Origin of the sequence: Streptomyces sp. NPDC005955 (assembly GCF_042871255.1) — a bacterium.
GTDB lineage: Bacteria > Actinomycetota > Actinomycetes > Streptomycetales > Streptomycetaceae > Streptomyces.
This window is the reverse complement of the sequence record NZ_JBIAIF010000001.1, coordinates 947,061-966,181: the sequence shown is the minus strand read 5'-3', so window position 1 is coordinate 966,181 and position 19,121 is coordinate 947,061. Positions and strand designations below refer to the sequence as shown.

Here is a 19,121-nt window from a genome sequence, read left to right as displayed (position 1 = left end):
CGTCCACCGGTCGCACGGCCGTGGTCAGCCGCACGTCCCGCCTCGCCACGGCGCTCGTGCCGCCGATTCGCTCACCTCTCACCGTGCCACCCCCGTCCCACTCGTTTCCTCCGTAGCTTGTTTCTCTTCCGTTTCTCGCTATCCCTCCCCCTCCCCATCCGGCGGCTCTGTCATGCGGGACATACCGACCGCCTCGTATACGGCGATCGGATTCCCCGTCCGGACCGAAGTGGACGGCCCGACTACGTACATGGCCGTTGGCACGTCGTGCCATTCCCCGCAACGCCCCCTATCCCACGCGCGCGACGCCCTCCCGTCCGCGCACCGACCCGCCTCCCCCGCCCGGGAAGTCCGGCGGGGGATGCTGGAGCCATGACGGATCACGGCACCCGGACCGAACCCGACGGCCTCAGGGCGGCGCTGCGCGCGGAGGTGGCCGGCGGGGTCGACTTCGGGACCACCGCGCGCGCCCTGACCACGATGGACGCGTCCAACTACCGTCGGGTGCCGCTGGGCGTGGTCTCGCCCAGGGACGCGGACGACGTCGTCGCGGCGCTCGCGCTCTGCCGGGAGTACGGGGTGCCGCTGGTCGCCCGGGGCGGCGGCACCTCGATCGCGGGCCAGGCCACCGGCACCGGCGTGGTCCTCGACTTCACCCGGCACATGAACCGGGTCCTGGCGCTCGACCCGGCGGCGCGCACCGCCACCGTGCAACCCGGTCTGGTCCTCGACCGGCTCCAGGAGGCCGCCGCACCGCACGGGTTGGCGTTCGGACCCGACCCGTCGACCCACGGCCGCTGCACGATCGGCGGGATGATCGGCAACAACGCCTGCGGATCGCACTCGGTGGCCTGGGGCACCACCGCCGACAACGTCACCGCCCTGACCGCCGCCCTCTGCACTGCCCCTGGCCGTGCAGCCGGCCTCAGCCGGCTCGGGCGCGACTGGGCCGGCGCGCCCGCCGGTCTGCGCCCCCTCGTGGACTCGCACCTGGCCCTGCTGCGCACCGGCTTCCCCGCCCTGCCCCGTCGCATCTCCGGTTACGCCCTCGATGCGCTGCTCCCCGAGAACGGGGCCGACGTCGCGCGGGCGTTCTGCGGTTCCGAGGGCACCCTGGGACTGCTCACCGAGGCCACCGTACGACTGGTGGAAACCCCGGCGGCCCGGGCGCTCGCGGTCCTCGGTTACGCCGACGAGGGCGCCGCTGCGGACGCCGCGCCGGGGCTGTTGCCGTACGCCCCGCTCACCGTCGAGGGCATGGCGGCGGACCTGGTGCCCCGTGCCGCGGTGGGCGGGCTGCCCCGGGGCGCGGCCTGGCTGTTCGTGGAGACGGGCGGCGAAACGCGGGCCGCGGCACGGGCGGCCGCCGACCGGATCGTGGGCGCCGCCGACGCGCTCGACGCCCGGGTGGTCACCGACCCGGTCGCCGGGCGGGCGCTGTGGCGCGTCCGGGAGGACGCGGCCGGCACGGCGACCCGGATGCCGGACGGTTCCGAGGCGTGGCCCGGATGGGAGGACTGCGCGGTGCCCCCGGCCCGACTCGGCGCGTACCTGCGGGAGTTCCGGGCGCTGCTGTCCGCGCACGGACTGCGCGGCGCCCCGTACGGGCACTTCGGCGACGGCTGCGTCCACGTACGGATCGACTTCGACCTGCTCACCCCGGAGGGGACCGCCCGCTTCCGGACCTTCTCCCAGGAGCTGGCCGACCTGGTCGTGGCGCACGGCGGGTCGCTGTCCGGGGAGCACGGCGACGGCATGGCCCGCGCCGAGTTGCTGCCGCGGATGTACGGGGCCGAACTGACCGCCCTGTTCGCGCGGGTGAAGGCGGTGTGGGACCCGCCCGGTCTGCTCAACCCGGGGGTACTGGTCCACCCGGCGCGCCTCGACGAGAACCTGCGGTTCGAGGTGCTGCCCCGCGCGCCGGTCCCGGTGGAGTTCGGCTACCCGCAGGACGGCGGGGACTTCGCCGCGGCGGTCCGTCGCTGCGTCGGCGTCGCCAAGTGCCGGACGACGACGCCGGGTCAGGACGTGATGTGCCCCTCGTTCCGGGCCACCGGCGAGGAGGAACACTCCACCCGCGGCCGGGCCCGACTGCTGCACGAGATGCTGGCCGGCCGGGCGGGCGCGCCCGACGCGGTCGTCGCGGACGGCTGGCGGTCGACCGAGGTGCGCGACGCGCTGGACCTGTGCCTGTCCTGCAAGGGCTGCCGGTCGGACTGCCCGGTCGGCGTCGACATGGCCACGTACAAGGCGGAGTTCCTGCACCACCACTATGCCGGCCGGGTCCGGCCCGCCGCGCACTACGCGATGGGCCGCCTCCCGCGGTGGCTGCGGCTGGCGGCGGCCACCCGGACCGCCCCGCTGGTGAACGCGCTGGCCGGCCGCGAGCGGTGGGCGGCGCTCGGCAAGCGGTTGGCCGGCGTGGCACCGGGGCGGCAGCTGCCCCGCCTCGCCACGCAGCCGTTCAGCCGCTGGTTCGCCCGCCGCCCCGTACCCCCGGGCACCCGCATCCTCTCCTCCGACCAGGTCACGTTCCTGTGGCCGGACACCTTCACCGAGCACCTGGCGCCCGGGGTGGGCCGGGCGGCGGTCCGGGTGCTGGAGGCGGCGGGGCAGGCGGTCCGACTGTCCCCGCCGGGGGTGTGCTGCGGCCTGACGTACGTCTCCACCGGCCAACTCGACCTGGCCCGCAAGGTCATGACCCGCACCCTGGACCTCCTGGACGCGGACGTCGGCCCGGGCACCCCGGTGACCGTCCTGGAACCGAGCTGTGCGGCGACCCTGCGCACCGACCTCCCCGAACTCCTCCCCGACGACCCGCGCGCCGCCGAACTGGCCGCGGCGGTCCGTACGTTCGCGGAAACCCTGGAGGCCCGGGCGCCCGACTGGCGTCCGCCCCGGCTGGACCGGCCGGTCGTCGGCCAGACCCACTGCCACCAGCACGCCGTCCTCGGTGACGCCGCCGACCGCCGGCTGCGCGAGGCGGCCGGGCTCACCGGGACGCTCAGCGGCGGCTGCTGCGGTCTCGCCGGCAACTTCGGCTTCGAGCGGGGCCGCGGCCACTACGAGGTGTCGGTGCGGTGCGCCGAGGACCAGTTGTTGCCCTCGGTGCGCTCGGCGCCGGCCGACGCGGTGGTCCTCGCGGACGGCTACTCCTGCCGCACCCAGCTCGACCAGCTCGCGGGGGTGCGGGGGCGACACCTGGCCGAGATCCTGGCGGACGCACTGCCGCCGGGCCCGTGAACCGACCGAGGAGCCGACACCTGGCTGACCGCTGACCGGCGCACCGGCGGTCACTCGGGGCGCTGGGCGACGACTTCCCGGGCCAGCGCCAACAGGTCCCGTACCGGCGGCCCGTCCGTACCGGCGCGCCAGGCGAGGAACACCGGCACGGGCGGCGCATCGACCAACGGGACGTAGGTGACGCCCTGGTGGGGGTGCATGTCCGCGGTCCCGGTGGCCGAGACCCCGACCGCCCGGTCGGCGGCGATGGCGCTCAGCCAGTCGTCGGTGTTGGCGACCGTGATCACCGAGCCGGGGCGGATCGCGTCGGGCCACAGGTCCAGGGACGTCAGCCCGGAGACGGTGTTCAGGGCGATCGTCCGGTCCGTGAGGTCGGCGAGCCGCAGCGCGTCCCGTCCGGCCAGCGGCCCGTCCGAGGGCACCGCGGCGACCTGGCCCTCTTCGTACAGTCGGGTCCACTCCAGGCCGGGCGCCCGTACCGGCCCCCGCAGGAACGACGCGTCGACCAGCCCCCGGGTCAGCCCCGCGGTGCGGTCGTCGATCCGCAGCAGTTCCAGGGGCGTGTCCGGGTGGTCGGTGCGCCAGCGCCGCAGCAGCGGGGTCGTGTACGGGCCGAGGGCCGACCAGGGGTGGCCCACCCGCAGGGGGCGCGGGGTGCCGCGCCCGGCCGTCAGGGCGTCCTCGAAGGCGGTCACCGCGGCCCGCGCCCGGTCCCGGAAGGCGCGGCCCCGGGCGGTCAGGGCGAGGTGGTGCGTCGAACGGTCGACGAGCCGCACGCCGAGCGCGTCCTCAAGGGCCGCGAGGGTGCGGGACACGGCCGGCTGGGTGAGCCGCAGCCGGGTGGCCGCACGGGTGATGCTGCCCTCCTCGGCGATGGCGAGGAAGCAGCGCAGGTGCCGGACCTCCAGGGTGCGCAGACTGCCGGGGCGGCCCGTTGGGGCACCGTCGCCGGAGTCCTCGGGGCGTGCTCCCGCACCGCTGTCAGCGCTCATGTCGGTGAAGCATAAGCGGGGACCGATCGGCATTTCACGGGCGCGCGCGGGGCGCCTAGCGTGGGGTGGAGGACCGGCGGGGCGGACCGTCCCCCGTTCGGTGCGTTTCGGCCCGTTCGGTGCCCGGACAAACGAGTGTCGCGCCACCCATGAGTGCATTATGGTGCACTGAACGGTTCATTGTGATGATCTATGGAGGGAGTCCCGTGGACGTCCTGCCCGCCCGCGGAGCCGCCGACGGAAGCCCGGCTGCTGCGACCACCTCCGGCGCCGCGCCCGGCACCCCCGGTCCCGAGGGCGCCGCGCCCGGCGGCCTCGCGGCTCGCTTCGGCTCCTTCGGCCCGGTCGGGCTGGTCCTCGCCGGCGGGGTCTCCGTCCAGTTCGGCGCGGCCCTCGCCGTCGGGCTGATGCCCCGCGCGGGCGTGTTCGGCGTGGTCACCCTGCGCCTGGTCGTCGCGGCGCTGATCCTCGCCGCGGTGTGCCGCCCCCGGCTGCGCGGGCACTCCCGCGCCGACTGGGGCACGGTCATCGCCTTCGCCGTCGCCCTCGCCGGCATGAACGCCCTCTTCTACCAGGCCGCCGCCCGCATTCCCATCGGCGCCGCGGTCACCCTGGAGGTACTGGGCCCGCTGGCCCTCTCGGTGATCGCCTCCCGCCGACTGGTCAACCTGCTGTGGGCCGGCCTCGCGCTCGCCGGAGTGTTCCTGCTCAGCGGCGGCGGCTTCGGCACCCTCGACCCGGTCGGCATGGCCTACGCCCTCGCGGCGGGCGTGATGTGGGCGGCGTACATCGTCTTCTCCGCGCGCACCGGCCGCCGCTTCCCCAAGGCCGACGGGCTCGCCCTCGCGATGCTCGTCGCGTCCGTGCTGATCCTGCCGTTCGGGATCGTCGACTCCGGCGCGAAGCTGCTCGACCCGTCGATCCTGCTCCTGGGGTCGGCCATCGCCGTACTGTCCTCGGTGCTCCCGTACACGCTGGAACTCCTCGCGCTGCGCCGGCTGCCCGCCTCCACCTTCGCCGTCCTGATGAGCCTCGAACCGGCGATCGCCGCGGCGGCCGGCTTCCTCGTCCTCAGCCAGACCCTGACGGTGTCCCAGTCGGCGGCCATCGCCCTGGTCATCGCGGCGAGCGTGGGTGCGGTGCGCACTCAGGTGGGGCGCGGGAAGGGGCGCGCGGCCCGGGCCGACGGTCCGCGGCGGTGGTCCCGGATCGTCCGCACGTCACGGCCCGCGCAGCCGCGGTCCGCGCAGTCGGGCCCCATCGAGCGGCAGCCCGGTGACTCCCGGTACGACGAGCCCCGCTCCGGTGAGCCGCAGCCCGCTGAGCCGCGGCCCGCCGCATCACGGCCCGCCCAGGAGTGAGCGGGCCTGCCGATCCCCTGGAACGCGCCCACCCGCTGGGGTGCGCCCACCCGCTGGAGTGCGCCCCCGCACCGGAACGCCCCCGCCCACCGGAACGTCCCAGCCGATTGCGCCGGACGGGTGGCCCCGGAGTGCGCCCCGGGGACACCTGCCGCCCCCTGTGACCCACGGCACCTCCGGAGCGTCCTGCTCCGCAGTACGCTGGCGACATGTCTCCGCTCGTACGCCGTCGCCACGTGGACTACGTCCGGGTCACCAGCACGAGCTGTCGGTCCTCCGCCTGACTCCGGCCCCCATCAGCTCAGGCAGCCGGTGCTCGCCCCACCCCGGCGCAGCACCGTGCCGTACCCCAGCGGACACACCATGACGCACTTCCCCAGACCCGTGCTCCCGACCCACCCGTCGACCGAGGCCACGGCGCCGCACGCACACCAGCTGACCGATCTCCCCGCGATGGACGATTCCCCCGGCGCGAGCGAGTCCCCCGTCGTGACCGATCTCCCCGTCATCGACCTCTCCGCGGCGGACCGCGGCCCCCAGGCCCGCGCCCTGCTGCACGCGCAACTCCACGACGCGGCCCACCGCGTCGGCTTCTTCCAACTCGTCGGGCACGGGATCACCGAGGCCCGCACCACCGCACTCACTTCCGCCGTGCGCCGGTTCTTCGCCCTCCCGGAGGCCGAACGCCGAGCCCTCGACATCGTCAACTCGCCCCACTTCCGCGGCTACACCCGGACCGGAGACGAACGCACCGGGGGCAGCCGGGACTGGCGCGACCAACTCGACATCGGGGCGGAACGACCCGTCCGCGCACCGGCCCCCGGCGAGCCCGCGTACTGGTGGCTCCAGGGCCCCAACCAATGGCCCGACGCCCTGCCCGAGTTGCGGACCCTCGCCCTGGCCTGGATGTCCCACCTCGGGGCCGTCGCGGACCGGCTGCTCCGGGAACTGCTCACCGCCATCGGGGCGCCGCCCGACTTCTACGCCCCCGCCTTCGGGCCGGGCGCCCACCCGCAGTTGAAGCTGGTCCGCTACCCCGGCAGCGCCGACGACGGCACCGACCAGGGCGTCGGCGCCCACAAGGACTACGGGTTCCTCACCCTGCTGCTCCAGGACCAGGTCGGCGGGCTCCAGGTCCAGCGCGAGGACGGGGCCTTCCACGACGTGCCGCCGATGCCGGGCGCCTTCGTCGTCAACCTCGGCGAACTCCTCGAAGTCGCCACCGACGGCTACTTGGTGGCCACCCGGCACCGCGTGGTCAGCCCGCCCGGCGCCACGGAACGCTATTCCGTCCCGTACTTCCACAATCCGCGACTGGACGCCCGGATCGACCCGCTGCCGTTCCCGTACGCACCGTTCGCACCCGGGGTGACGACCGACCCGGCCAACCCGCTGCACGCCGAGTTCGGCCGCAACGAGTGGAAGGGCAAGCTGCGCGCCCACCCCCAGGTCGTCACCCGGCACCACACCGGGCTCCTGGTCCCCGCGTAGGGCCGCCGGAAGAGGACGCCACGCGTTCCGAGGCACTCAGTGCCTCGGAACGCACGAGCCTCGGAACGCGCGCCGGCGCGCCCGCTCAGCCCGTCGCGACGTCCGCGTACCCGTCCACGCCCCGCGCGCTGCGCACCCCGGGGCCCACGTAGTGCGCGGACGGTCGCACCAACCGTCCGGTCCGCTTCTGCTCCAGCACGTGCGCCGACCAGCCGGCCGTACGCGCACACGTGAACATCGACGTGAACATGGGCGCCGGAACCTCCGCGAAGTCCAGCACGATCGCCGCCCAGAACTCCACGTTGGTGGCCAACACCCGGTCCGGCCGGCGGGCGTGCAGCTCCGCCAGCGCCGCCTTCTCCAACGCCTCCGCCACCTCGAAGCGCGGCGCACCCAACTCCCGTGCCGTGCGCCGCAGCACCCGCGCCCGCGGGTCCTCGGCCCGGTACACGCGGTGCCCGAAGCCCATCAGCCGCTCGCCCCGGTCCAACACGCCCCGGACGTACGCCTGCGCGTCGCCGGTCCGCTCGATCTCCTCGATCATGCCGAGCACCCGGGAGGGCGCCCCGCCGTGCAGCGGTCCGGACATCGCGCCGACCGCGCCGGACAGGGCGGCGGCGACGTCGGCGCCGGTGGAGGCGATCACCCGCGCGGTGAACGTGGAGGCGTTCATGCCGTGCTCCGCGGCCGACGTCCAGTAGGCGTCGACGGCGGCCACGTGCCGGGGGTCGGGCTCGCCGCGCCAGCGGATCATGAACCGTTCCACCACGGAACCGGCCCGGTCCATCTCGCGCTGCGGAACCATCGGCAGCCCCTGGCCCCGCGCGGCCTGCGCCACGTACGACAGGGCCATCACCGTGGTGCGCGCGAGGTCGTCACGGGCCTGCTCGTCGCTGATGTCGAGCAGGGGTTTCAGCCCCCACGCGGGCGCCAGCATGGCCAGCGCCGACTGGACGTCCACCCGGACGTCACCCGAGTGGACGGGGATCGGGAAGGGCTCCGCCGCGGGCAGCCCGGGGGCGAACGCCCCGTCGACCAGCAGGCCCCAGACGTTCCCGAAGGACACGTGCCCCACGAGATCCTCGATGTCGACGCCCCGGTAGCGGAGGGCGCCGCCCTCCTTGTCCGGTTCGGCGATCTCCGTCTCGAACGCGACGACTCCTTCGAGTCCGGGTACGAAATCGGACATGAGGCGGCTCCTCTGTGTGGACGGCGCACGGCCGCGGGGGTGCCCCGGGGGTGGCCGTGCGGATGACCGTGTGCGGCGGCCGGGCGGGGTACGCGACGGCCGGGGGATCGTGCTGCGCGCTATGAAAGTGCTGGTGGACGGCGGTGGCGGGGTCCGTCGTCGGTTCCACGGCCGTCCCGGGGCGCACGGAACCGACCCGTCCTCCCGGTGATGCCCCGTGGAGGGGGCCGTCCAACCGGTTCGACAGGAAGACCGTATCTCTTGGTGCCACCAAACGGGAGAGTTTGCGGCACTGAGTGCCATGTTCTTGTTCCGGGGCGGCCGGTCCGTCCCGCCGGCGCCCCGCCCCCTCGTACCGTCGCCCGCCCCGGTACGGCAGGATGACGGGGTGAACCGCGACTCCGTCGATCATCCGAACCCGGCCGTGATGCGCGAGCACTACCGAGCCCGAGGTCTCGACGAGGCCGAACTGGCGGCCCACCCCGTGGACCAGTTCGCGCGCTGGTTCCGGGACGCCGTCCGCACCGCGGACGAGGGCTCCCTGTACGAGCCCAATGCCGTGATCGTGTCCACCGCGGACGCCGAGGGCCGCCCCAGCTCCCGTACCGTCCTGCTGAAGCAGTTCGACCACGAGGGCTTCGTCTTCTACACGAACTACGGCTCCCGCAAGGCCCGCGACCTGGACGCCAACCCGCACGTGGCGCTGCTCTTCCCCTGGCACCCGATGGCCCGGCAGGTCCACGTCACGGGTACGGCGACCCGGACCGCCCGTGACGAGACGGCCGCGTACTTCCGCACCCGACCGCACGGCTCCCAACTCGGCGCCTGGGCGAGCAGCCAGTCGACGGTGGTCGCCTCCCGCGCCGAGCTGGACCGGGCGTACGAGGAGCTGGCCGCCCGCTACCCCGAGGGCGAGCAGGTCCCCGTACCGCCGCACTGGGGCGGCTTCCGGGTGGTGCCCGAGACGGTCGAGTTCTGGCAGGGCCGCGAGAACCGGCTCCACGACCGGCTCCGCTACGTGCGCGGTGCCGCGGGCGGCGATGCGTGGCACGTGGAGCGCCTCAGCCCTTGAGCCCCCGGGCCGCCGCCCGCCTCAGCTCATCGCAGCCAGGGCGAGCACCCCGCCGAGCACGGCGAGCAGACCGACGCCGAGCAGCGCCACGAGCAGCGGCCCGCCCCCGGCGCGCGCCCACCCGGCCAGCCGTCGACCGCGCCGGTGCGGGGCCCGCCGGTGCCGGACGGGTGCCCGGGTCACGCGTCGCGCGCCGTTCGCTCGGTCCCGTCCGACCCTGACGCCGCGGTCAGTCGGGCGCCCCGGCTGTCCGCGATCCGGGTCACTTCCCGCAAGGACGTGCGCAGTTGGTCGGCCAGGAACCGCAGTTCGCGTCTGTCGGCCCGCTGGTCCGCGATCAGCTCCCCGGCCCGGTCCAGCAGCACGGTGGCGTGTCGGAGGTGCATGCGTTCCAGGTCGTCCGCCATCCGTCCGAGCACGCTGTGCCCGCCGTCGGTCGCACCGCCCGCATCGCTCACCAAGAAGCACGGTTTGCCCTGGTCGGTACTCCAGGGCAGCAACCGCACGAGGCGTGGTCCGTTGTCGGCCGGTGGCCCTGACCTGCTCGTTTCCTCGGTGTCTCGATCCACGTTGTCGACTCCCTTTCAGGATGACCGACCCGAACCGGTGACCCCGGTCGCCGGGTTGTGTTCGATCGTGTACAGATAGTCAACGGCGCCCCGAAGTGGCCGGACTTGCACATGGGTTGCACAAGGCTCGTGGGTCGGGAAAGCGGTCCATGACCATGGGGTGAGTACGCACATCGCGAGGAGGGTGGAAGTCATGAGCGCACCGGGCCACTCCGAATTCACAGCAGGGCTGGCGCCCGGCGAGAACCTGGCGGTCCTGCGCAAGGCGCACGGGCTGACACAGGCCCAACTGGCACGACGAGCCGCAGTGTCGCTCTCGCTCTTGTCCAAGATCGAGGTGGGGGACAGAGCCCTGACCCCCGCGGTTGCCGCTGCGCTCGGCAAGCCCATGGGGTTGACCGTCGCGGAGGTGCTGGGGGAGGCCGCTGTGCACCAGGAGGCGGAAGAGTCGCTCACTGATCTGCGCTCGGCGTTGCGTGACTACGACGTACCCACGGAACGGACGGTGACGGATAGTGACCTGCGCGATGGGGTGATGCGTGCAAGTGCCCTTCGCGACGCCTTCGACGTGGCCCGCCTGACGCAACTGTTGCCGAACCTGCTCCGGGACGCGACGGCCCACGCGTTCGCTGTGCATTCGGCCGAGGCGTGGAACTCGCTGGCCGAGGCGTACAGCGCCGTCTACTGGTTGGCGGCCCGACACCGCTGGATGGACATGGCGGAGCTGGCCGTCACTCGGCAACGCTGGGCCGTGCACCAGCGCGCCGATCCGTTGGGGGCGGCCATCGCTGACCGGGACCGGGCCGGGGCGTACCTGAATGGAGGCGACTACGAGGGAGGGCTGTCCTTGGTGGAGCGCGCGATCGTGGCCGCCCAGTCGAGTCCGTCGCTCTCCGGACGGGAGCGGGCCTTCGCGGTGGGCGTCCTGAACCTGCGGGGCATGACCCTTGCGGGCCGGTTGGAGGACAAGAGCGAGGGCCGGCGGGAGGCCGAACGGCACATCAGGTCCGCCTGGAACGCGGCTGAGGAGCTTGCGGGGGTCGAGTGGCACCGCCACTCCATGATCTTCGGCGTGCGGAACACCACCACACACGTCCTGGCCACGAGGTTGGACCTGGGCAGTCCCCGGGAGGCCCTGGCGATGGCCGCAGACGTCGACGCCGCGCTGGCCGATCTGACTCCGACCCGGGTGGCCGCGACCCGCATCAACCTGGCTCGGGCGGGACTCGACGTCGGCGACCGGGACGGGGCGTTGACCAACCTCCGGATCGCCTGGGAGACCGCCCCGCAGATGGCCCGGACGAACCCGATGGGACGCGAGGTGTTCCGGGTCGTGTCCTCCCTGCACCGGCGCAGCAACCCGGAGTTGCTGCGCACGGCGAAGCTCGCCGGCATCCCCCTCTGACCCCCCTGACCCGCCGCCGGGCAGCAGACGGGAGCCGCCCGGCGCGGCAGCACCCCCGACCGAGCACCGCGCACCGTACTCGTGGAACCGGCCAACCGCCCGCGAACGACCCCTTCCCGGGGTATTCGTACGGCCCGTTCCTCTGAGCCGCGGGTATTCAGATCAACTTCTCTTCATACAAGTTAATTCATGATCCACACACCTCCCCGCATTCGGTCATTCATGAGAGGTCATCTCATGCGAGGTGTTCGAGGCGGATAGTGTCGATATGCAATCGTCGGCGCAGAGTTGTGCATGCGTCATCCGGGGGGAGGCGAGTGCACCCTTCCTCCGCATTTCCAGGCGGTTCCGCCCGGGATCGCCAGACAGGGGGAAAGGCATGAGTGCGAAAGTGCGACGTGTTGCGCGTGGTGTGATCGTGAGCGCCGTGCTGCTGGGGGTCGCCGGTGTGGTCCCCGCGCACGCCGAGGGGAGCTTCTCCTCGTACATCTCGGCCTGGCAGCCGGGGGACGAGTCACGCCGCTGGACGGACGGCAACCGGGACTCCGTCAAGACCTCCGTCCGCTTCCGCGGCTGCGAGTCCGACGGGGGCGGCGGCTTCCGGAAGGCCCAGCTGAAGTTGTGGCGCGACGTCTTCGGGCCGGACAAGAACCAGGGAACCAGGACCAACACCTGCAAGACAGCCACCTGGAAGGACGTGTCGAAGGGCACCTACTACTTCGAACTCTGGGGTGTCTGGAACGGGGGCTTCCTCTGGGTGGATTCCGTGACGACGAAATACTGATCCCGCCATACTCGGGACGTCCCGGAGCGAGTCGGCAGCCGGGGCGTCCCCCCCTTGCCGCTGACTAGCCGCCTCCGCCGTGAGGTCGGCGGATTGTGCGACCCATGGCCTTGGTATTTCGTGATCTTTCCTTTCGCTACCACCGGAACGCGGAGGTGTTCTCCGGCCTGAACCTGTGCCTCGCGGGTCCGTCCACGGTGCTGCTCGGACCCAACGGCGCCGGCAAGTCGACCCTGATGGCACTCGCCGCCTCGCAGTTGCGGCCCCCGCGCGGGACGGTCACCTGGGCGGACGAGGCACCCACCGGTCGACGGGCCACGGCCCGGTACCGAAGGGCGGTCGCCTGGATCCCGCAACAGGTCACCGCCGTACCCGGATTGACGGTGCGGGAGCAGGTCGCGTACGCGGGGTGGCTGAAGGGCCTGTCGCGCGGGGCGGCGTGGGAGGCGTCGAGCCGGGCGCTGGAGCGGGTGGGGCTCCAGGCGTTGGCGGACCGCAAGAGCCATCAGGTCTCCGGGGGGCAGCTGCGGCGCATGGGCATCGCCGCGGCCCTGACCCACCGCAGCGAGCTGATCCTGATGGACGAACCCACGGCCGGCCTCGATCCCCAACAGCGCGGCGTGTTCCGCACGTTGGTGGAGGAGCTGAGCGCCACGGTGCAGGTCGTGGTGTCGACGCACCAGACGGAGGACCTCGCCGCGCTCTACGAACAGGTCGTCGTCCTCGACCGGGGACACGTCCGCTTCCAGGGCACCACCGCCGAGTTCTACGCCCTCGCCGCCGCCGACCCCTCCCCGCGGGAACGCGCCGAGGCCGCCTACGCCCAACTCGTCGGACGGGAGGTCTGATCCGTGCTGCTGCGCACCGCGCTCCGGTCCTCCGCGGCCACCTGGGCCCTGCCCTTCCTGATCGGCTTCGTCCTGCTGGCCCTGGGCGACGACCTGTCCTCCTGGGTCACCGTCGGCTACTGGCCCTCCGCCACCGCCAACGCCACCTTCGCCCTGCCGTTCGTCAACGCCGTCTGCGCGGGCGTCGCCGCCTGGGAGGTCGCCCGCTTCACCCGCGGCCGGGTCTTCGACCAGACCGCCGCCCGCGGCCCACTGGCGATCACCGCCCCCGTGCTCCTCCCGGTCGCCGTCCTGGGCCTGCTCGCCCTGCTCGCCGCGCTGTTCACCTCCGTCAGCGCCGCCGGGGTGGGCCCCGGACTGCCCCAGCCGGGCGTGCTGCTGGTGATGGTCGGGCTGCTGCTTGCGAACATCCTGGTCGGCTCGGTCGTCGGCCGGGTGCTGCCCGGGGTGCTGGCCGCGCCGCTCGCCCTCGTCGGCAGCTTCGTCGTCAACGCCTACCCCGCCGCCCTCACCCTCTGGTGGCCCCGGCACCTCGTCGCCGGCGGCCTGGACGGCTGCTGCGCGGTCGACGAAACCCTCGACCCCAGCGCCCTGTGGAGCGCCGGCGCCTTCGCCGCCTCGGTCAGCCTCGGCGCGCTCGCCCTCATCCGTTTCCGCGGCCGACTCCCCGCCCTGCTGACGGCCCTGGCCCTGACCGCGGGCGGCACCGCGCTCGCCGCGCACCTCGCCCGCGACCTCACCGACACCGTCGTACGCCCCCGCCCACCGGCCGCCCTGCACTGCACGGGCAGCCGCCCCACCGTCTGCCTCTGGCCCGAAGTCCGCCACCCCGCCACCGTCCACCGCGCCACCCGCACCGTCGTCGCCCGACTGGAACGCGCCGGCGTACCCGTCCCCGACACCCTCACCATGGCCGCCCGACCCGGCCCCGGCGCCAGCAAACTCGGCATCCCCACCGACGCCACCGCCGCCGACGTCCCCGCCGGCGTCGCCTCCGGACTCCTCCCCGAACCCCCCGCCTGCGCCCTGCGCGGCGCCCCCTACCCCGCAGCCGACGCCGAACTCCCCCTCGCCGCCTGGCTCTACGCCACCGCCGGCGAACCCCACCCGGTCGTCGCCGGCCGCTTCGGCGCCCCCGAAGCCGCCCTCGCCCGCAAGGTCAGGGACCAGCCCCGCGACGTCCAACTCGCCTGGTACGAACGCAACCGCGCCGCCCTCACCACCTGCGGCACCCGACCCGACCTCGACCCCGGGAAGGGCACCCGATGATCTGGTGGCTCAAGATCCGCGCCGCCCACGCCCTCGCGATCGGCACCGCCGCGACCTGGCTCCTCGGCCTCTTCATCGGCACCGCCCACCTCCCCCTCCCCGCCCTCACCGGACAGGCCGGGGACTTCCTCGTCGGCCACCTCATCACCCTCACCCCCGCCGTCCTCCTCATGCACGGCGCCGCCCGCGCCGACCACCCCACCGAGAACGTCGCCGTCCGCACCCCGCGCCACCTCGACGTCGCCCTCGCCCTCACCCTCGCCGCCACCGTCCTGACCGCCGCACTCCTCCTCCACCCCACCGACATGGCCGTCGTCCTCAGCCGCAACATCGCCGGCTACATCGGACTCGCCCTCCTCCTCCACCCCTGGGTCGGACACCGCGCCGCCGGCGCACTCATCGCCGTGGCCCCCCTCGGCTGCGCCGCCGCCGGCTGGGGACCCGGCGGCCGACCCGAACGCTGGGCCTGGGTCCTGCACCCCGCCGACTCCCGCACCGCCCTCGCCCTGGCCCTCGCCACCCTCCTCCTCGGCACCACCACCGCACTCACCCACCGGCCCTCCACCACCCCCTGAACCCGGAGCGCTAGCCCACCCAACTCCGCAGCAACTCCTCGCGCTCCGCCGCCCGCGGCGTGTCCCCGTCCTGCTGGCGACCCCACTCGGACATCGCGGCCAGCGTCGTCACCAGCGTCGCGGCGCCCTCCGTGAGCCGGGACAGCAGGGCGCGGGAGAGGACGACCTCCGTCGACGAGTAGCCGGCGGCCGCGGCGACGTGGGCCGACAACTCGTGCTCGCCGTCGGGCGTCTCCACGCGCACCGTCATCAGCGCCGGGGCCTCGTACGGCCCGCCCGGGGCCCCGGCCATCGCCAGGCTGAGCACCGTGTCCAGGACCAGGTCCTTGACCGCGCCGACCTGCCGCACCAGGGTCTTCGCGGGGACGTCCACCACCGTCAGGGCGTGCACGTCCTCCCACAGGTGGAAGCCGGGCTGCCCGTCGCCGAGGGGCAGCACGCCCTCGGGGGTCAGCCGCACCCCGGGAGCCGAACCGGACGGCTTCGCGCCCACGTACACATCGCCCTCGGCGATCCAGAACAGGCCCACCATGGCCATACGGTGCTCACTCCTCCCGACGTCGACCGCGCCGCCGTCGGGTCATCCGTCACACGTCACACGATCAGATCGTCCTGGCAACGCGCGGCCGGGTCGGTGGGTTCCCGTCAGTCCGGTGCGAGGTCCTCCAGGAACGGTTCGATCGCCGCGCGCCACGCCTCGGGCTGGTCGTAGTGGACGAGGTGCGCCGCATCGGCGACCTCCGCGTACCGGCCCTGCGGCAGCACCCGCACCATCTCCTGCGCCTCCGCCCGCCCCAACTCGCCGTCGAGTCCGCGCACGACCAGGGTCGGGCACCGGACCTGCGCCAGTTCGTCCCAGTGGGCGTGGTGCGCCCAGGCCGCGCGGGAGGCCAGCATCTGCGCGGGGTCGAAGACGGGCCGCCAGCCGTCCGCCGACTCGGCCATCACCTCGGCGTAGAACGCGCCCCGCGACGGATGGGGCCGCTCCACCCACGGGTCGTCCTCGCCGAACCACTTGTGGACGTCGGCGAGGGTCGCGAACGGCAGCGGCCAGGTGCCGAACCAGTGCTCCCACTCGCGCTGCGACGCCGGTCCGAGCGCCGAGGCGCGCATGTCGCAGACGACGACGGCCCGTACGAGGTCCGGCCGGCGCGCGGCGAGCTGCCAGGCCGTCAGCGCGCCCATGGCGTGGCCGATCAGCACGGCGGGCGCCAGGTCGAGCTGCTCCAGCGCGGCCACGGCGTCCGCGACGTACGCCTCCCGGTCCCAGGGGCCGTCGACGGGCTTGTCGCTGCGGCCGTGCCCGCGCTGGTCCAGGGCGATCGCGCGGTGCCGCTCGCCCAACCAGCGGGCGGTGTCCGCCCAGTGGGAGGCGCGGCCCATCAGACCGTGCAGTAACAGCACGCCCGGCGCGTTCCGCCGCCCCGGCTTGGGCGGGTCGGCGAAGTCCCAGGCGGCCAGGCGCACACCGCCCGCCCCGGTCACGTCGATTCGCCTCGCCATTGCTCCGGCACCCCCTCGATGGCGGCCCGCCGGGCCGCCTGCACGCTCTTCTGGGCTGTTGCGGGTCTTGAGTGTGAGCGGGACGGGGCGGATGCGGTGGTCTGGCGACCCGCCCTGCGCCCGGTGGACCTACGGACGTCAGATTATCGAACCCTTGTTCGGATGGATGGTCTTCGTCCGCAACATCGCTCGTTCGGGTGATGGGTCCCGAGGATTGCTCGCCCCGGTCCTGGGGAGATCTTTCCCGGGAGGCGGGCCGCTCGGGGATCACGGTCCGAAGGGGATGACCCTGGGAGCTCGGGGCTCCGGGTCGTCGAGGGGGAGGGCAGGCCCCGGCGCCGTACGGCGCCGGGGCCGGTTCCGGTCGGTGCGAGGTGGGCGGCGCCGCTCTGGCCTGTGCCCTTCGTCTCCGCACCGAACGCATCCGTCCCCGTGTCCGGGTTCCCTGTGCCTGCGCCGAGGGCCCTGGCGCGCGGGTCCCTCGTGCCCGCCCCCGCGTGGGTCCCGCCCGTGCCGCGGTTCCTCGCAGCCGTACCCGTACCCGTCCCCGTGCCCCCGGCGCGGCCGGTACTCGTGCCTGCGACCGGACGCCGCGTCCCCCGAGCCGCTCCAGGAGCCTTCCTGCCGGTGACCACGGCCGTACCCGTGCCCGGGTCCCGCGCGGCCGTGCCCGTACCGGCGGCGGGACCGGGACCGGTACTCGTCCCCGCGGTCGGGCGCGGCGCACCCCGGCCCGTACCAGGGCCCTTCGCGCCGGTGCCCACGGCCGTACCCGTGTCCCCCGTGGACGTACCGGTACCTGCGGCCGGGGCTCCGACTGGGTGCCTGGTGCCCGGGGCGGTCCCCGTACCCGTAACGGCGGCCGGGGTCTTCGCGGCCGCGTCCCCCGTGACCGTGCCCACGGCCGTGCCCGTACCTGCGGCGAAACTCCCTGCGCCCGCGTCCCCTGTGGACGTACTGGTGCCCGGGGCCGGGGCTCCGACTGGGTGCCTGGTGCCTGGGGCGGTCCCCGTACCCGTGGCCGTGGCGGGGGTCTTCGTGCCCGTACCCGGGGCGGGGCCGGTGCTCGTACCTGGGACCGGGAGCCCCGTGCCCGAAGCAGGGGCCCGCGTGCCCGTGCGCCACCTGTCCGCGTTCGCGTCGGCGACCGGGTGCCATGTGCCTCGACCCGTACCGGGGACCTGCGTGCCAGTACCGGCGGCGGGACCCCTTGCGCCCGCGTCCCCTGCGGCCGGGGCCACGACCGGCGGCCTGGTGCCTGGGGCGGTCCCCGTACCCGTGGCCGGGGTCGGGCCTGCCGTGTCCGTGGCGGGGGCCTTCGTGCCCGTACCCGCGGCGGGGCCCGTGTTCGTACCCGCGACCGGGAGCCTCGCGCCCGCGCGTCCCGCGCCCGCGTGCTCCGTACCCGGGTCGGGGACCCACCTACTGGTCACCGTGCCCGGGGCCGGGCCGGGGCCGGAGACGTTCGCGCCCGCGTGCGCGACCAGCGCACCCGGGCGCACACGGCACCGTGCGGCGTGGCCGGGTGCGTCGCGCCGGTCGTCGACCGGACGTGCCGCCCCGTGTTCGCAGCGCATCGCTCGCCCCTCCCCGGCCGAGCGGCCGGACCCTCCCGCGCGGTCCCGAGCCTTCGAGTCATATGCCTGACGCACAGCCTGGCACGGGAACGGGACGGCCGCTGCCCTTCCACACACAGAATCCGAATCCGGTGTGAACGTGAACGCCCAGCGGCCCACTCGTCCACCAGGTCGTCCCAACCGTCCCAGCAGATGGGGGCCACGGGGCCGGCGTGTCCGGGCGCACGGGTACGGGGCGGGGCGCAGGGGAACGAGGCGGGGCGCAACCGTACGGGGCAGGGCGCGCAGCCCCACCCCGCAACCCCCCGGGATCAGGCCGGCGAACAGGCCGGCCGGGTCGTCACTTCTTCGCCACGAACACGTGGGACGCGACCTCGGCGTCCAACTCCGCGGCCTCGCCGCCGCTGCCGACCAGGACCCCGCCCGCCGACTCCGTGACGCTCACGACCGCACCGGGCTGCACCCCGGCCCGCCGCAGCGCGTACATCAACTGCGCGTCCGTCTGGATCGGCTCGCCGATCCGCCGGACGATCACGTTCTTGCCCTCGCTGCCGGGGTCCAGCTCGGCGAGGGACACCATGCTCGCGTCGAGGAAGGGGTCGGCCGCGTCCTTCTCGCCCAGCTCCTCCAGACCCGGGATGGGGTTCCCGTAGGGCGACTCGGTGGGGTGCCGCAGCAACTCCAGCACGCGCCGCTCCACCGCCTCGCTCATGACGTGCTCCCAGCGACACGCCTCCGCGTGGACCTGCTCCCACTCCAGGCCGATCACGTCGACGAGCAGGCATTCGGCGAGCCGGTGCTTGCGCATCACCCGGGTGGCCAGCCGGCGGCCCTCCTCGGTCAGCTCCAGGTGGCGGTCGCTGGCGACCGACACCAGACCGTCGCGCTCCATGCGCGCCACCGTCTGGCTCACCGTCGGGCCGCTCTGGTCCAGCCGCTCCGCGATGCGGGCGCGCATGGGGACCACACCCTCCTCTTCGAGTTCGAGGATGGTGCGGAGATACATCTCTGTGGTGTCGATCAGTCCGGACATACGTACGTGCCCCTCGTTCGGCTTTGCTAGTGCCGCACTAGCGAGTGCGCTGGCCCCTGGCCCCAATTCTGACGCATCGCGCCGACAACCGGGCCCCACCCGCCGAACGGCGGCCCCGGCCCCGTCGCCGCCCCGCCCCACGGCCCCCGTACCGGGTCCTTCGGCGGGTCGTCCGCGACGGCCCGCGGAGCGTATTGACAGCGTGGCGGT

Annotated in this window: 15 protein-coding genes and 1 pseudogene; 9 read left to right on the top strand and 7 right to left on the bottom strand. The window is 74.1% G+C overall.

Features of this window, described 5'->3' with window-relative positions:
• The first annotated feature begins 372 nt into the window (after window positions 1–372).
• Window positions 373–3,243, top strand: a complete 2,871-nt coding sequence (locus ACFYOU_RS04105) for an FAD-linked oxidase C-terminal domain-containing protein (RefSeq protein WP_391303407.1) — start codon at window positions 373–375, stop codon at window positions 3,241–3,243.
• 50 nt (window positions 3,244–3,293) lie between these two features.
• Here the strand turns inward: ACFYOU_RS04105 and ACFYOU_RS04100 are convergent, their stop codons facing one another.
• Window positions 3,294–4,235 (bottom strand): LysR substrate-binding domain-containing protein, encoded by a 942-nt coding sequence (locus ACFYOU_RS04100; RefSeq protein ID WP_391303405.1) that lies wholly within the window; start codon window positions 4,233–4,235, stop codon window positions 3,294–3,296.
• Window positions 4,236–4,420: 185 nt separating this feature from the next.
• Here ACFYOU_RS04100 and ACFYOU_RS04095 point away from each other — a divergent pair.
• Both ACFYOU_RS04095 and ACFYOU_RS04090 read left to right on the top strand, forming a co-directional pair.
• A pseudogene (locus tag ACFYOU_RS04095) lies at window positions 4,421–5,410 on the top strand (DMT family transporter); the annotation flags it as partial.
• Between the two features lie 639 nt (window positions 5,411–6,049).
• Entirely contained in the window at window positions 6,050–7,087 is a 1,038-nt protein-coding gene (locus ACFYOU_RS04090) for an isopenicillin N synthase family dioxygenase (protein ID WP_389765934.1), read from the top strand.
• 85 nt (window positions 7,088–7,172) lie between these two features.
• Here ACFYOU_RS04090 and ACFYOU_RS04085 read toward each other — a convergent pair whose 3' ends face one another.
• Window positions 7,173–8,276 carry a citrate synthase gene (locus ACFYOU_RS04085; RefSeq protein WP_391303403.1) on the bottom strand — a complete coding sequence of 368 codons (1,104 nt, stop codon included), beginning with the start codon at window positions 8,274–8,276 and terminating at the stop codon, window positions 7,173–7,175.
• Between the two features lie 427 nt (window positions 8,277–8,703).
• Between ACFYOU_RS04085 and pdxH the strand changes: the two genes are divergently transcribed.
• Window positions 8,704–9,348: a pyridoxamine 5'-phosphate oxidase gene (pdxH, locus tag ACFYOU_RS04080; RefSeq protein ID WP_389765933.1), complete on the top strand. Its 645-nt coding sequence runs from the start codon at window positions 8,704–8,706 to the stop codon at window positions 9,346–9,348.
• 21 nt (window positions 9,349–9,369) lie between these two features.
• Here the strand turns inward: pdxH and ACFYOU_RS04075 are convergent, their stop codons facing one another.
• Together ACFYOU_RS04075 and ACFYOU_RS04070 are read right to left on the bottom strand one after the other, a co-directional pair.
• On the bottom strand, window positions 9,370–9,531 hold the full coding sequence (locus tag ACFYOU_RS04075) for a hypothetical protein (protein ID WP_391303401.1): 162 nt from the start codon (window positions 9,529–9,531) through the stop codon (window positions 9,370–9,372).
• Window positions 9,528–9,806, bottom strand: a complete 279-nt coding sequence (locus ACFYOU_RS04070) for a hypothetical protein (RefSeq protein WP_391303399.1) — start codon at window positions 9,804–9,806, stop codon at window positions 9,528–9,530. The genes ACFYOU_RS04075 and ACFYOU_RS04070 overlap by 4 nt, the downstream gene beginning before the upstream one ends.
• 304 nt (window positions 9,807–10,110) lie before the next feature.
• Between ACFYOU_RS04070 and ACFYOU_RS04065 the strand changes: the two genes are divergently transcribed.
• The 5 genes from ACFYOU_RS04065 (at window position 10,111) to ACFYOU_RS04045 (ending at window position 14,798) form a co-directional block, all read left to right on the top strand.
• Window positions 10,111–11,322, top strand: coding sequence for a helix-turn-helix domain-containing protein (locus tag ACFYOU_RS04065; protein WP_391303397.1), 1,212 nt, complete (start codon window positions 10,111–10,113; stop codon window positions 11,320–11,322).
• A 418-nt stretch (window positions 11,323–11,740) separates the two neighbouring features.
• Entirely contained in the window at window positions 11,741–12,106 is a 366-nt protein-coding gene (locus tag ACFYOU_RS04060; RefSeq protein WP_391303395.1) for a hypothetical protein, read from the top strand.
• Window positions 12,107–12,210: 104 nt separating this feature from the next.
• Window positions 12,211–12,954, top strand: coding sequence for an ATP-binding cassette domain-containing protein (locus ACFYOU_RS04055; RefSeq protein ID WP_389765724.1), 744 nt, complete (start codon window positions 12,211–12,213; stop codon window positions 12,952–12,954).
• A gap of 3 nt (window positions 12,955–12,957) precedes the next feature.
• Window positions 12,958–14,223, top strand: a complete 1,266-nt coding sequence (locus ACFYOU_RS04050) for a hypothetical protein (protein WP_391303392.1) — start codon at window positions 12,958–12,960, stop codon at window positions 14,221–14,223.
• Window positions 14,220–14,798, top strand: coding sequence for a hypothetical protein (locus ACFYOU_RS04045; protein ID WP_391303390.1), 579 nt, complete (start codon window positions 14,220–14,222; stop codon window positions 14,796–14,798). The genes ACFYOU_RS04050 and ACFYOU_RS04045 overlap by 4 nt, the downstream gene beginning before the upstream one ends.
• A gap of 10 nt (window positions 14,799–14,808) precedes the next feature.
• Here ACFYOU_RS04045 and ACFYOU_RS04040 read toward each other — a convergent pair whose 3' ends face one another.
• The 3 genes from ACFYOU_RS04040 to ACFYOU_RS04030 all read right to left on the bottom strand — a co-directional run bounded on the left by ACFYOU_RS04040 (window position 14,809) and on the right by ACFYOU_RS04030 (window position 18,911).
• Window positions 14,809–15,336: a hypothetical protein gene (locus ACFYOU_RS04040; protein WP_391303388.1), complete on the bottom strand. Its 528-nt coding sequence runs from the start codon at window positions 15,334–15,336 to the stop codon at window positions 14,809–14,811.
• A 107-nt stretch (window positions 15,337–15,443) separates the two neighbouring features.
• Entirely contained in the window at window positions 15,444–16,301 is an 858-nt protein-coding gene (locus ACFYOU_RS04035) for an alpha/beta fold hydrolase (protein WP_391303387.1), read from the bottom strand.
• Window positions 16,302–18,218: 1,917 nt separating this feature from the next.
• A complete protein-coding gene (locus tag ACFYOU_RS04030; RefSeq protein ID WP_387009671.1) occupies window positions 18,219–18,911 on the bottom strand; it encodes a metal-dependent transcriptional regulator in 693 nt (230 codons plus the stop codon).
• Window positions 18,912–19,121 lie beyond the last annotated feature (210 nt).